The sequence below is a fragment of the Algoriphagus locisalis genome (assembly GCF_900116615.1).
GTDB lineage: Bacteria > Bacteroidota > Bacteroidia > Cytophagales > Cyclobacteriaceae > Algoriphagus > Algoriphagus locisalis.
Genome location: NZ_FPBF01000005.1, coordinates 223,385 through 237,074 on the forward strand (window position 1 = coordinate 223,385; position 13,690 = coordinate 237,074).

The following is a 13,690-nucleotide window of genomic DNA, read 5'->3' on the forward strand; positions in this document are numbered from 1 at the left end:
AACGAATGATTATGAAAAAGTTTCTTCCAAAATTAATCCTATCCCTGCTAATAGCAGTTGGACTTTCGCCATTAGTGAGCGAGGCGCAAATCGCTCCTACAAGCGTTAGCCCTTCTGGATACGGGGATCGTCAGTTTGATATGGATACCATCTACTCTGCCAAAAGAATCAGAGAAGATGATAAAATGTACCAAATTGGTGTTTGGAGAAGAATTGATCTCCGTGAGAAATATAACATGCCACTTTATGGGTCTGGAGATACAAAGAGTAATGGTATTGTAAATCAGATCTATAAAGCGATTGTAGAAGAGAATGCCTTAGAGGTTTTTGGTGACGAAGAATTTACCCAGCCACTATCTATCGCAGAATTTCAGGACAATTTCTGGTTAAATGCTACCGGTGACAGTATTTTCTCCAAGCAGCTTTACTATCTTGATTTTAGAGAAGATTTTGTTTTTGATAAGCATCACTCTGATATGGTATTCGATATCAAATACCTTGAATTGGTGATGCCGTCTGAGACGAATTCCAATGCAGGTCAAAAGACCATTGCTTTCATTCGTTATAAAGACTTTTACAACTACTTCAAAGATCATCCTGAAGCTAGATGGATTAATTTCCAGAACCTATCCAAAAGCCTAACGTATGACGAAGCTTTTGAAACTAGACTTTTCAGATCTGTGGTAAGAAGATTTACTAATTCGGAAGAAGCGCTGATTGCGGATCTTGTGGCAGTAGATCATCCTAATCCCGAAATGCAAGCTTACGTAGATGCGCTCGAATTTGAGTATAAATTGCTAGAATATGAAAACTCCCTGTGGGAGTGGTAATAAATAGAAAAAGGGGCTTTTTTTAAGCCCCTTTATTTTTTTCTTTCCATGCTATCAATGCCTTTGCGCGGCTAGCTCCAATTATTGCAGCAATTTCCTTTTCACTTGCTTCACTGATCTTTTTTACCGACTTAAAATGACTCAAGAGATTATCGGCAGTGCTTTTTCCTATACCAGGGATAGCTGTGAGCTGTGTCCCAAAAGCATTTTTGCTTCTTACATTTCTATGAAAGGTAATCGCAAAGCGGTGAGCCTCATCTCGGATTCTTTGTAGTAGTCTTAAGCTCTCTGATTTCTTATCAATATGTATAGGATAAGAATCACCCGGAAAGTAAATCTCCTCTAGCCTTTTAGCAATACCAATAATTGGCATTTGTCCATAGATACCAAGTTGCTTCAGGGCTTCTACCGCAGAAGATAACTGTCCTTTGCCACCATCAATTACCACTAACTTAGGCATTGGTTTTCCTTCGTCCAATAGGCGCTTATACCTACGTCCTACGACTTCTTTCATGCTTGCAAAATCATCTGGACCCACCACTGTTTTGATGTGATAATGCCGGTATTCTTTTACTGCAGGTTTGCCGTTGAGAAAACACACCATACTTGCTACCGGATTGGTGCCTTGTATATTTGAATTGTCAAAGCATTCGATGTGGTCAGGGATTTCCGGTAAACTTAGATCCTGTTGGAGCTGACGAATAACTCTATCTTTTTTGTCCTGATTTAAGCCTGCCAACAATGCCTTTTCTTTTTTATAGTAAAGTGCATTTTTCAATGACAGCTCGATCAACTTCTTTTTATCTCCAATTTTTGGATGGAATACGTTTAAGCCTTCAATCTGCTCAGTTAGTTCTATGTTTAATAAAACTTCTTCTGCATCGCTTTGGAATTGATCCTGAAGGCGAATCAAAGCTGTAAGGAGTAATTGTTCATCTGATTCATCTAGCCGCTTTTTAAGCTCCACATTCTTTGATGTTATTAAAGCCCCATTTTTAACTCGCATGAAGTTCACGTAAGCATTTTTTTCGTCAGAGACAATCGTACACACATCCAGATTGTTGATGGAAGGGCTGGCGATCAAGGATTTTGCCTGATATTTTTCTAACAAATCAAGTTTTTCCTTGAGCTTGTGGGCTTTTTCAAATTCCAGATTTTCTGCATGTACCTGCATCTCTTGCTTGAAATAGGCTTTAGCTACCCCAAGATTTCCTTTCAGAATATGCTTTGCTTGTTCTAGATCTTTACTGTAAGCGGCTTCATTTTGTAATCCAACGCAGGGACCCTGACAGTTTCCAATATGATATTCCAGACAAACTTTATATTTCCCCTCTGCGATCTTATAGGGTGACAAATCAAGTTTGCAAGTTCGGATGGTGAATAGCTCCCGGATCAAATCCAACACGTTATTCATAGCTTTAACGCTGGCAAATGGACCGTAATAAGTTCCTCTCCTTGGGATCATTTTCCTTGTCGGGAAAATCTGAGGGAAATTCTCTTTTGTCAAAAGAAGGTAGGGATAAGTCTTATCGTCACGCAGAAGAATGTTGTACTTCGGCTGTGACTTTTTAATCAGGTTGTTCTCCAGAAGTAGGGCATCAAATTCGCTATCCACAATGGTGATCTCAATTCTGCGTATCTCTTTGACCATTTTTCTGGTCTTGAGATTCACGCCAGTGTTTTTATTGAAATAACTGCCGACTCGCTTCTTCAGACTTTTTGCCTTGCCTACATAGATCAACTCATTTTCCTCATTAAAATACTTATACACTCCCGGTTGATCTGGAAGTGTGAGATGATCGGTAGGGGAAAATGAGGAGGATTGCATGGGCTAAAATTAAAAAAAAACAGCCTTGGATTAAGGCTGTTTTTAAAAGAGGTTTTATATTTTTTTAAAAGTCGTTCTTCTTTGCGTCGTAATCAAAATCTGCAAATCGCTGACTTTCTTTTTCATAGACATCGCAATCTATCTCTATGCTAAGTGGGCGTTCAGGTCTTGGGAATGGACCCTTTGTATATCCTAAACTCTCGTCAGCATATACTTTTTTCATATAATTCTGCCAAATAGGTCGTGCAGTTCTACCGCCTTGACCATCATACCAGCTTCTGAAGTGAATGGCGCGGTCATCACCACCTACCCAAGCGCCACTTACCAGATCTTTACTTATTCCCATGTACCATCCATCGGAAGCATTTTGGGTTGTGCCAGTCTTTCCTCCAAGCTCATTGTCCTGTCTCAATTCCCAATCAACCCCCTGGCTGGTTCCTCCGCTTTCTTCAAAACCTCCTCTGAGCATGTAAGTCATTAAATAAGCATGTTCCTCGCTCATAGCAGGCCTCTTTTTGGCGGTGAATTGTTGAATGACGTTTCCGTTTTTGTCTTCAATTCTGTCAATATAGAATGGTGTAGTGTGCTCACCTTGGTTTACAAAAGTCCCAAAGGCGCCAACCATTTCGAAAATAGAGACATCGTTTACTCCTAGTGCCAAAGCCGGTACTTCCTCCAGATCACTTGTCACTCCTAATCGTCTAGCCGTCTCGACAACTATTTTTGGGCTTAGCTTTTTCATCATATAGGCAGTGATGGAATTCACCGATTCTGCCATGGCTTGTCTGATGGTCATTTTTTCATAAGTGAACTTCGAATCTGCATTCGATGGGCTCCAAGCCGGTTGGCCTGGGATATATACTTCCACAGGCTGGTCAATGACGCTGTAGCAGGGGCTGTATCCGTTTTCTATGGCAGCGGCATAGACAAATGGCTTAAACGTGGAACCAGGCTGTCTCTTGGCTCTAAGCACGTGATCGAACTTAAAATATTTGTGATCCAATCCTCCTACCCAAGCTTTGATCTGGCCTGTGTGCGCATCCATGCTCATAAATCCAGTCTGAAGGAATTTCTTGTAATAACGCATGGAATCCATGGAGCTCATAAGGGTATCTACTTCTCCTTTTTCCCATGAGAAAACTTTCATCTTCTTCTTCTCATTCAGCTTGATATTGATAGAGTCTGTGTCGTTTCCATAGCGTACTTTGAGCAAGCGGTAGGCTTCAGTTCTTCTTACTGCATCCTCGATGAAATTGGGGATCACGCGACGGTTTTCATCTATCCATGGGTCCTTATTACCCATTTCCTTATAAAATTTAGCTTGCAAGGTGGCCATATGTTCAGCTACAGCTTCTTCCGCGTATCGTTGCATACGGCTATCGATCGTTGCGTAAATCCTAAGCCCATCGCCATAAAGGTCATAGGCAGACCCATCTGACTTGAGGTTTTCCTTAACCCACTTTTGTAAGTCTGCTTTTACGATCTCTCTGAAATAAGTTGCCAAACCTTTATTTTGATTGGCAACACTATAGTTCAATTCAATAGGCAATTTGGAAAGAGAATCAAATTCAGCATCTGTTAGAAAATCATTCTTCCTCATTTGTCCAAGTACTGTATTTCGTCTGTAGAGGGAATTGTCAGGGTTATATACTGGGCTATAATAGGATGGTGCTTTGAATAGTCCAACCAAAACGGCGGATTCTTGGATTGCTAGATCCGAAGGAGTTTTATTGAAAAAGGTCTTTGCTGCAGTTTTGATACCAAAGGCGTTTGAGCCAAAGTCTGAGGTGTTCAGGTATAAGGTTAGAATCTCATTTTTGGTGTATGCTTTCTCCAATTGAGTAGCAACAATCCATTCTTTAGTCTTGATGATCAGCATTCTAAGTCCAGGTATTGAACTTAGCAAACCATTGCTGGCATCTGTTCTCGTTTTGAAGAGGTTCTTTGCTGTTTGCTGACTGAGGGTGGATCCTCCTCCGGCATTTTGGCCCAGTAGGATTGATTTCACAAAAACCCGTGCCATTGCCTGCATATCTATCCCGGAGTGGTTCTCAAAGCGAACATCCTCAGTTGCTATTAAGGCATTAACGAGGTTTGGAGAGAGATCCTCGTATTTTACGGGACTTCTATTTTCACGGAAATACTGCCCTAAAAGTACACCATCAGTAGAATACAACTCTGAAGCGATCTCTGAATCTGGATTTTCCAACGCTTTAAAGTCTGGAAGAGATCCGAATAGTCCAAGGAAATTGATACTGACCATCCAGACAAATAGGATGAAACCAAAAAGTCCCGCAATAAAGGCGATCCAAAGGTATTTTATGGTCTTGGACACCCAAGGGGACGTTTGGGGTTTGGCTTTGTTACTCATAGTTTACTTATAAGTGGACTTGAAGAAAGTCCTGTATTCTTCTAAATTTTTGCTTTTGTTTAATGCAGTAAAGTTCTCAATAGAAATCACAAAGGAATCTGATTTTACCTGATCGGTCAGCCCTTCAGATTCGAATTCTTGTTGAAACTTACTGTAGTACTCTTTTGCTTTTGCGGCATTGGAGAAAGGACTAATGATGAAAATCGCATTCTCTCTATTCATATTCATTTCACCTGTTCTCAGCCTTTCTTTAGAGAAATTTGAAGCATGAAAAGTCTCTAAATCCGGCAGCAAGCTTTTTACTGTTTCGGCTAAGGCCGGATCCATCACCAGTACAAAAATATGCGTTGCAGATTCGTTGTATTTATAAGGTGAGTTAGACGCTCCTTCATTTTCTCCGTCATCAGTAACTGCATTCTTCTCAACTTGAGTAGAATCACTTTCATCTAGTTCTTTTGGATTAAGTGCTGCAAGCTCTTCTTGAGACAGCAAAGGTTTTAGCATATTCCTTGCCAATTCTACCAAAGCTTGATCTTGAGAATTTTCAATATAATTTTCCAGCCGTTCTCTATACCTTACACGACCTTCAGTTTGGCCGGTATTCATAATATCCAGCAGCAATAGTCGCTCTGTATTGCGCGTAAGTGGATACTCTTCTAATGTTGACTTTATGATGCTCTTACTTGTCTGATATTGACCTGAATAATAGGCATTATAGGCTTGTTCATATCTTTTTGAAGATTCTACGTAAGCCAAATTACCAGATGCTGCATCGGGATTGTTTACAGAATAAGTATATTGTGATTCTGGAAATTCTCGATTTAAACGTCCGACATATTGCTGTGAATTGCCTCCCAAATCTTTTTGTGCCAAATACAATAAATAATATGCTTCAGGCTTCTTGGATGAGCTAGGATAGACACGAACCAGTGTTTCTAGATTAGCGACACTTTTTTCTACTTCTTCCAAGTCAAAATATAAGAGTTTGCCTAATTCAAAATAGGATTCCTCTAATTCAAGATTCAGCGTCTGGATTTGCTGCTCCGAATTAGGGATTCCTGCCAATAGATCGTCCAGCGTTGGCAATTGGCTGATAAGATTATCTGTCTCTGAAGCGATAGAGTCTCCTTCAATCGGTTCGGAAATGGTAGGAGCTGAACTTTGGAAACTCACAGCGCTTCTTCGCCAGTTATCCTGCAAGGGTCTATTACCCCAACTTCTTTGAAAATCTATCGCTCCTTGTTGCATCGCGACGCTATTGTCGAAATAGAAGGATGAACCGGAGCCCCTGTCGCTGAAAGCTAATAGGTTATCAAAAATGCTCGAGCTTTTGGGCTTTTGAAGTGCTTCTGCTTCGCGCATGAGGCGTTCCTCTTCGGTTTTGATATAATTTTCAGCAATTAATTTTTGCTCCTCCGGAGAAAGCCCAGCAAGCTGCAGCAAACTGTCATTTCCCTCTATGCGCTCAAAGTGAAAGACATATTGATCTAAGGATTCTTTCTGATTGGTGATGGCAAGTGCTGCAGGATCTTCTTCATTGATAAAGCTGAGCGCGGAATCCAGGTAGTATTTTGTGGCTCTGTAATCTTTGAACTCCGCTAGGTTTATTTCTGCCAGCTTTTGGTAGATGTATCCTTTCACCCTAGGGTTGCTACCGGGTTCTTTTGCTGCTTGGTGAAGTAATTCTAGCGTAAGTTCGGTATCGCCTTGCTTTTCTTCGAAAAGTGCCTTTTCATAGATCACTACGTCTTTGAGGTCTTTGTTTTTCGGATCTTCGTAGAGATCCTCATAGTATTTTCTGACTTTCCTGAGATCTTTGGAAGCATTTAGTTCTGCTACTTGTTGGGCGTACAGCTGCGCATAGAAACTTCGCTCATAGGGAGGGTTTCCTTCCAATGCTTTCTCATAATATTCATGTGCCAGAGCTTCAAAACCTTCTCTTTGGTACCGTTGCGCGAGTATGAAGTTGATTCTTGACTCCTCTTTTTTATCCTTAGAATATTCTATTGCCTTGTCGAGAGCTCCTATTACTCCGCTTCTGTCGCCACGTTTTTCGTAGTAATAGGCCAGTGTCCTATAGAGTTCATAGCGGTTTTCATCCGCAATGTTCTTTTCTTTGCCGAGGTAATCAATCGTGAAATTGGCATTTTCAAATTCTCCTTGATCTACATAAAGCCGTAGCAAGGTGATGAGCGTCTGATGTCTCAGGTCATCACTTTTGGAGTTTACATTGATGTATTTAAAGGTGTTCTGAGCATCGTCGAAGTGGGATTGGTAATAGTCCAGCTTTCCCAGGATATAATAGCTATCGTCCACCCAATTGCTGATTTTATGCCATTCGATGGCTTTTGAAGCTAATTCCCTGGAGGATTGTAATTTCTCAGCATTGGCTTGAATCGTAGCAGAATCGAAGGGGATAAAGACAGGAAGGATCTGTGTATAGTCCTCCTTATAGTTTTGATAAACTTCAGTTTCTACCTCCTTCAATCTCACATCTGCTAAATAATAAGCGTTGAAATGCGCAGTGACATTATGAAATGTCCTGTTTGTGAAGGTGTTGCGCTCAGATGAGCACGCTACGCAAAAAAATAAACTAACTACAAGTAGTCTGGAAAATATCCTCATAAAATGGTTTTGCCCAATTCAGGTAGCAAAATAGGTTTTTTGGTTTACTTAGTGAACGAATTCCATGGTCTATTATTTGTGGGTTGATCTTTGCACAGATTTATTTAGGCCATTTTAACTTTTGCCGCCCCTTTAACGCTATTCCAATGCCCAAAAATAACCAAGAAAGAGAATCCCACCGCACACCAGTTTATGTGAAATACATAGGTCTTTCTTTTCAGCTATTCGGAGTAATCGGGGGAGGGACTTGGCTAGGATGGTGGTTGCAGCAAAAGAGCGACATGAAGTTTCCGTTATGGTTGCTGCTCTTTTGTTTTTTGTCCATTGTTATTGCATTTTATCAATTATGGAATTCGATTCGCTCGGATAAGTAGAGCTACAAAAGAAAATTTGGGATAAATTTGTAAGAAATTAATTCCCATGACGTTGAAAACAAACTATCATTTGAAATTTTTCCTGCTCACAGGAATATTTTGTTTACTGATACTTTTATTTGGTTGGTTGCTTCCTTCCACCGTGCATGAGGAAATATGGAAAATTCTGTTTTTTCTCGCAATAACCTCCTATTTGGTAGGAATAATGAGCCTTTGGCTTCTTAAAGGATCTTCAGAAAATCTTCTTCAAGTGAAATTGTTGGGGATGATCATACGGATTTTATCCTCATTATCTTTTATAGGAATCATGGTTTTTATGGGCTCAGAGAATATTCTTTTGTTTGTAGTGAATTTCTTTATCCTTTTTTTGTTCTATCTGGTTTTTGATATCTACACGTTTCTGGCTAACTTGCGCCCGATTTCGAAGTAGCCCTCAAAAAAAGAGTAGATGACGCGCAAATTTCTTTCCCTAAGTGTTTTATTGTCAGCCTTTTTGCTGATTTTCTCCAGTGTGTCTTTTGCCGCTGGGGCTGATTCTGAAGATGGAGGAGAAGATCCGACTGGTTTCATCATGCACCACATCAAGGATTCCCATGAGTGGCATTTTTTCAATATAGGTCATACGCATGTAACGCTTTCCTTGCCAGTTATCGTGTATTCAGGTGATAGAGGATTGGAGTTTTTTAGTTCCTCAGACTTCCAAAACCACGAGACTCATGCTTTCGGAGAGGAATATGCCCATGAAGGGTATTTCATCGACTCCCATGACCACATGGGCAGGGTTGATGGAGCTAGCTTCACAGATTTGTCTATTACCAAAAATGTAGCGATGATGTTCCTGGTAATCGCAGTGGTATTGATTCTCACGCTTTCAGCAGCAAGATATTATAAGAAAAACGGAGCTATTGCGCCAAGAGGAGCAGCTGCTTTCGTGGAACCGATTGTGATTTTTGTGCGGGACGAAATTGCCCACAAAGCAATAGGTCCAAAGTATAGAAAATTTGTTCCTTACTTGCTTACCCTTTTCTTTTTCATCTGGATCGGTAACCTGATCGGTCTATTGCCAGGTGCGGCTAACCTGACCGGAAATATAGCTGTGACGGCTACTTTGGCTATTTTGACATTCATTATCGTGAATGTAAATGGGAATAAGGATTACTGGAAGCACGTCTTCATGACGCCGGGTGTTCCTATTCCGTTGCTTTTGGTCATCGTACCGGTAGAGATTATCGGTTTGTTTACCAAGCCTTTTGCTTTGATGGTGCGACTTTTTGTAGCGATCACAGCAGGTCACATTGTAATCTTGGCTTTCATTGCATTGGTCTTCATTTTCCAATCCTACACCATCGGAGTAGTGAGTACGCTTATGGTGACTTTCATCAATATGATTGAGTTGTTGGTGGCAACAATACAAGCGTATGTATTCACTTTGTTTACAGCGATGTATATTGGTTCTGCAGTAGCGGAGCATGCACATGACGAGGCACATTAATTAGGAATTTCTTTGTTCAATTTATAAATAAAAACGTATGTTAACTTCAATCTTATTAACAGCTGGAATGGCACTTATGGGTGCTGGTATCGGTGCAGGTATTGTTGCGATTGGCGCAGGACTTGGTATCGGTAGAATTGGTGGACAAGCTATGGAATCTATTGCTCGTCAGCCTGAGGCTGCTGGTAAAATCCAGACTGCTATGTTGATCATTGCAGCTTTGATCGAGGTGGTTTCCCTGTTTGCAGTAGTAGTATGCCTACTTATTGCGTTGAATGCAGGCGGTATCGCTTTCTAAGAACAAATGAATCGGGATTGGCCGTTAGGGTCAATCCCTCTTTTTGAACAATAACGAAATTATATATATCTAATGGATCTGATTTTACCTAGTTCCGGCCTGATCTTCTGGCAGTTGTTTGGCTTTTTGGCTCTCTTGTTTATCTTGGTCAAGTTTGCCTGGAAGCCTATGCTTGCTGCTATCGACGAGCGGGAAACCAGTATCAACAACGCGTTGAAGGCAGCTGAAACTGCAAGAAATGAAATGGCAAATTTGAAAGCTGAGAATGAGAAACTTCTTGCTGAAGCCAGACTGGAAAGAGATACTATTTTGAAGAAAGCTCAGGATGCTTCTGTGAAAATGATCGATGATGCTAAAGCGGAAGCTGTAAAGGCTGGTGCTTTGATGATCGAGAATGCGAAAGCTGTCATTGAGACTGAGAAGAAAGCTGCCTTGGCAGATGTGAAAACTCAGGTGGCTACGCTTTCTCTTGCAGTTACTGAAAAGCTATTGAGAGCCAACCTATCCGATAACAAATCTCAGAAGGATTTGGTAGAAGGATTCATCAAAGAACTTAAGCTTAACTAATACGCCTCCATGTCAAACCAGAGAGTAGCATCCCGCTATGCCAAGTCAATCATGGAACTTTCTTTGGAAAAAGGAAGGCTAGAGGAGGTGCATACAGATTTTCAAAGGCTGACTGCTTTGGCAGATAGTAACCGTGAATTGGCGTTGGTTATGAAAAACCCTGTCGTCAATTCCGATAAAAAACTGAATGTACTGAAAGCACTTTTTGCAAAGGGAACGGATCCACTTACGATGACTTTCTTTGAGATTGTCTCCCGTAAGAATAGAGAAGAGATTCTCCTAGATGTGGCAAAGGAATTTGAAGTACAATATAATCTTCACCATTCTATCCAGGTAGCTGAGGTGACTACTACTTTTCCGATCGATGATATGCTTCGAAAGGAGTTTGCTGATGTGGTAAAAGAGGTTTCTGGAAAGAAAACAGTACAGTTGGTAGAGAAAATAAATCCTGACCTGATCGGAGGATATATTTTGACAGTAAATGATCGTCAACTTGACGAGTCGTTGAGTAGCAAACTGAGACAATTGAAAACTCAGTTTTCCCAAAATCATTACGAAAGTAAAATCTAACAAAAAAGCATTAATCTATATATCATGGCAGAAGTAAGACCTGATGAAGTTTCGGCAATTTTAAGAGAGCAACTCTCTGGTGCAAGAACCGAGGCGGAACTCGAAGAAGTGGGTACAGTCCTTCAAGTGGGGGATGGTGTAGCTCGTATCTATGGACTTTCTAAGGCTCAGTCCGGTGAATTGCTAGAATTCGACAACGGTCTGAAAGCAATGGTACTGAACCTGGAAGAAGACAATGTCGGCGCGGTACTTTTCGGTGACTCCAAATCTGTAAAAGAAGGAGATACTGTAAAAAGAACTAAGCGAATTGCTTCTATTCAAGCAGGTGAAGGGATGCTTGGTCGGGTAGTGGATACCTTGGGTAACCCTATCGACGGTAAAGGCCCGATAACAGGTGAGTTGTATGAGATGCCTTTGGAGCGTAAAGCCCCAGGTGTAATCTACCGTCAGCCAGTTACAGAGCCTCTTCAAACAGGTATCAAATCTATCGATGCGATGATTCCAATTGGTAGAGGACAAAGAGAATTAGTAATCGGTGACCGTCAGACTGGTAAGACTGCCGTAGTGATCGATGCTATTTTGAACCAAAAAGAATTTTACGATAAAGGTGAGCCAGTTTTCTGTATCTACGTAGCAATCGGTCAGAAAGCATCTACCGTTGCCGGTGTAGTAGCTGCACTAGAAAAAGGTGGCGCACTTCCATATACAGTAATCGTAGCAGCTCCTGCTTCTGATCCAGCTCCAATGCAGTTCTTTGCTCCATTTACTGGTGCATCGATCGGTGAGTTCTTCAGAGATACAGGCCGTCCTGCTTTGGTGGTTTATGATGATCTTTCTAAGCAAGCAGTAGCTTACCGTGAAGTATCGCTTCTTTTGAGAAGACCTCCGGGACGTGAAGCTTATCCAGGTGATGTATTCTACCTTCACTCAAGATTGCTTGAGAGAGCTGCGAAAATCAACAAGTCTGACAAAATCGCTCAGGAAATGAACGATTTGCCGGATTCGATCAAGCATTTGGTAAAAGGTGGCGGGTCTTTGACAGCACTTCCGATTATCGAAACTCAAGCTGGTGACGTTTCTGCTTACATCCCGACTAACGTAATCTCTATTACAGATGGTCAGATCTTCTTGGAAACAAACCTTTTTAACTCTGGTATCCGTCCTGCGATCAACGTAGGTATTTCCGTATCACGAGTAGGTGGTAATGCGCAGATCAAGTCAATGAAGAAAATCGCCGGTACCTTGAAATTGGACCAGGCAGCTTTCCGTGAATTGGAAGCCTTCTCTAAGTTTGGTTCTGATCTGGATGCGACTACTAAGCGTACGATCGAAAGAGGAAGAAGAAACCAGGAAATCTTGAAGCAAGCGCAGTACTCTCCAGTATCTGTAGCACATCAGGTAGCGATTATCTATGCTTCTACTAAAGGCTTGATGGATACAGTTCCAGTGGAAAACGCCAGAGCATTTGAGAAAGAATTCTACACACTTTTGGACACTTCTTATCCTGAAGCGCTAGACTTCATCCTGAAAGGGAATGTGGACGAAGCTGGAAAAGTTCTTTCTAAAGCAGCTGCAGAATTAGCGCCTAAGTTCTCTAAATAATTGATTTGAATTCCGGAAGACGCGAGTCTTCCGGATATCTATACCCCTAGCACAAAGCAAGCAAGATGGCTAATCTTAAGGAAGTAAAGGAACGGATCACCTCAGTAGTCTCTACCCAGCAGATTACCAAGGCCATGAAAATGGTATCCGCCGCCAAACTCAGAAGAGCCCAGGACAAAATCGTACAGATGCGTCCTTACTCTCAGAAGTTGACACAAATCCTGAATAACGTATCGGCTGCTTCAGATGGAGCTGCAGATATTGTATTTGCTGAAAAGCGAGAAGTGAGCAATGTATTGATCATTCCTGTGACTTCAGACAAAGGATTGTGTGGTGCTTTCAATACCAATGTAATCAAAGCAGTAAATCTTGCTGTAGCGCGACAGTTTGCAGGTAAGAATATAACGATTCTCCCTATCGGTAAAAAAGCATTTGAAGCCTTCAAAAAGCGTGATTTCAAACTAGTTTCCGATTACTCTCAGCTATTTCAGGATTTAACTTTTGATAACGTAAGAAACGCAGCTGAATTTGCCATGAACGCATTTATTGCAGGTGAATTTGATCAAGTTGTATTGGTTTTCAATGAATTTAAAAACGTAGCAACTCAGGAAGTTCAGGTAGAGCAGTTTTTGCCTATGGCAAAGGACGATTCTGGAGAAGAGAAAACGGCAGATACGGATTATCTTTTAGAACCATCCAGAAAGTACATCATCGAAGAGTTGGTTCCTACATCCTTGAAGATCCAGTTTTATAAAGCTGTCCTAGAAAGCAATGCATCAGAGCATGGAGCTAGGATGACAGCGATGGATAAGGCAACTGATAATGCGGGTGAATTGCTTAAAGAGCTAAGATTGATGTACAACAGAACTCGTCAAGCTGCAATTACCAACGAAATACTAGAAATAGTCTCCGGTGCCAATGCACTTGGAGGTAAGTAATAAACGATAGACCTACTTTCCGAAACCACAGCTCGCAAGGGTTGTGGTTTTTTTTGGTTTTACCTCAGAGAGCACAAAGGTCAACACAAAGGACATAGAAATAGGCTATCCTACTTCTCCAGAAGCAGGATAAATCTCGGATTGTCTGGCTGAGCGAAGTCGAAGCCTACTATTCTACTTCCATTTTTTTTTGAC

11 protein-coding genes are annotated in these 13,690 nt (G+C 41.2%); 8 read left to right on the plus strand and 3 right to left on the minus strand.

Going from position 1 to position 13,690, the window contains the following annotated elements; translation table 11 throughout:
- Positions 1-11 precede the first annotated feature (11 nt).
- Positions 12-830 carry a type IX secretion system ring subunit PorN/GldN gene (porN, locus tag BM386_RS14990; protein WP_091695788.1) on the plus strand — a complete coding sequence of 273 codons (819 nt, stop codon included), beginning with the start codon at positions 12-14 and terminating at the stop codon, positions 828-830.
- Between the two features lie 22 nt (positions 831-852).
- On the opposite strand, the gene uvrC is transcribed toward porN, so the two are convergent.
- From uvrC to porW, 3 genes are all read right to left on the minus strand, one after another.
- The gene (gene uvrC / locus BM386_RS14995; RefSeq protein WP_091695790.1) at positions 853-2,658 is read right to left on the minus strand and encodes an excinuclease ABC subunit UvrC; all 1,806 of its coding nucleotides are present in this window, start codon (positions 2,656-2,658) and stop codon (positions 853-855) included.
- A 64-nt stretch (positions 2,659-2,722) separates the two neighbouring features.
- Positions 2,723-5,029, minus strand: coding sequence for a penicillin-binding protein 1A (locus BM386_RS15000; RefSeq protein WP_091695792.1), 2,307 nt, complete (start codon positions 5,027-5,029; stop codon positions 2,723-2,725).
- A 3-nt stretch (positions 5,030-5,032) separates the two neighbouring features.
- Positions 5,033-7,654 (minus strand): type IX secretion system periplasmic lipoprotein PorW/SprE, encoded by a 2,622-nt coding sequence (gene porW / locus BM386_RS15005; protein WP_091695794.1) that lies wholly within the window; start codon positions 7,652-7,654, stop codon positions 5,033-5,035.
- Positions 7,655-7,800: 146 nt separating this feature from the next.
- Here porW and BM386_RS15010 point away from each other — a divergent pair, with 146 nt between their 5' ends.
- The 7 genes from BM386_RS15010 to atpG all read left to right on the plus strand — a co-directional run bounded on the left by BM386_RS15010 (position 7,801) and on the right by atpG (position 13,495).
- Positions 7,801-8,028 (plus strand): AtpZ/AtpI family protein, encoded by a 228-nt coding sequence (locus BM386_RS15010; protein WP_091695797.1) that lies wholly within the window; start codon positions 7,801-7,803, stop codon positions 8,026-8,028.
- Between the two features lie 448 nt (positions 8,029-8,476).
- Positions 8,477-9,520, plus strand: a complete 1,044-nt coding sequence (gene atpB / locus BM386_RS15020) for a F0F1 ATP synthase subunit A (protein WP_091695801.1) — start codon at positions 8,477-8,479, stop codon at positions 9,518-9,520.
- A 37-nt stretch (positions 9,521-9,557) separates the two neighbouring features.
- On the plus strand, positions 9,558-9,818 hold the full coding sequence (atpE, locus tag BM386_RS15025) for an ATP synthase F0 subunit C (protein WP_091695803.1): 261 nt from the start codon (positions 9,558-9,560) through the stop codon (positions 9,816-9,818).
- 72 nt (positions 9,819-9,890) lie between these two features.
- Positions 9,891-10,385 (plus strand): F0F1 ATP synthase subunit B, encoded by a 495-nt coding sequence (locus BM386_RS15030; RefSeq protein WP_091695804.1) that lies wholly within the window; start codon positions 9,891-9,893, stop codon positions 10,383-10,385.
- 9 nt (positions 10,386-10,394) lie between these two features.
- The gene (atpH, locus tag BM386_RS15035; RefSeq protein WP_091695806.1) at positions 10,395-10,955 is read left to right on the plus strand and encodes an ATP synthase F1 subunit delta; all 561 of its coding nucleotides are present in this window, start codon (positions 10,395-10,397) and stop codon (positions 10,953-10,955) included.
- A 24-nt stretch (positions 10,956-10,979) separates the two neighbouring features.
- Positions 10,980-12,557, plus strand: a complete 1,578-nt coding sequence (gene atpA, locus BM386_RS15040) for a F0F1 ATP synthase subunit alpha (RefSeq protein WP_091695807.1) — start codon at positions 10,980-10,982, stop codon at positions 12,555-12,557.
- 65 nt (positions 12,558-12,622) lie between these two features.
- Entirely contained in the window at positions 12,623-13,495 is an 873-nt protein-coding gene (gene atpG / locus BM386_RS15045; protein WP_091695809.1) for an ATP synthase F1 subunit gamma, read from the plus strand.
- Positions 13,496-13,690: the final 195 nt, after the last annotated feature.

Excerpts from the sequence above, each read along its gene's own strand:
- porN (WP_091695788.1), top strand. The coding sequence starts at position 12 with ATGAAAAAGTTTCTTCCAAAATTAATCCTATCCCTGCTAATAGCAGTT.
- uvrC (WP_091695790.1), bottom strand. The coding sequence starts at position 2,658 with ATGCAATCCTCCTCATTTTCCCCTACCGATCATCTCACACTTCCAGAT.
- BM386_RS15000 (WP_091695792.1), bottom strand. The coding sequence starts at position 5,029 with ATGAGTAACAAAGCCAAACCCCAAACGTCCCCTTGGGTGTCCAAGACC.
- porW (WP_091695794.1), bottom strand. The coding sequence starts at position 7,654 with ATGAGGATATTTTCCAGACTACTTGTAGTTAGTTTATTTTTTTGCGTA.
- BM386_RS15010 (WP_091695797.1), top strand. The coding sequence starts at position 7,801 with ATGCCCAAAAATAACCAAGAAAGAGAATCCCACCGCACACCAGTTTAT.
- atpB (WP_091695801.1), top strand. The coding sequence starts at position 8,477 with ATGACGCGCAAATTTCTTTCCCTAAGTGTTTTATTGTCAGCCTTTTTG.
- atpE (WP_091695803.1), top strand. The coding sequence starts at position 9,558 with ATGTTAACTTCAATCTTATTAACAGCTGGAATGGCACTTATGGGTGCT.
- BM386_RS15030 (WP_091695804.1), top strand. The coding sequence starts at position 9,891 with ATGGATCTGATTTTACCTAGTTCCGGCCTGATCTTCTGGCAGTTGTTT.
- atpH (WP_091695806.1), top strand. The coding sequence starts at position 10,395 with ATGTCAAACCAGAGAGTAGCATCCCGCTATGCCAAGTCAATCATGGAA.
- atpA (WP_091695807.1), top strand. The coding sequence starts at position 10,980 with ATGGCAGAAGTAAGACCTGATGAAGTTTCGGCAATTTTAAGAGAGCAA.
- atpG (WP_091695809.1), top strand. The coding sequence starts at position 12,623 with ATGGCTAATCTTAAGGAAGTAAAGGAACGGATCACCTCAGTAGTCTCT.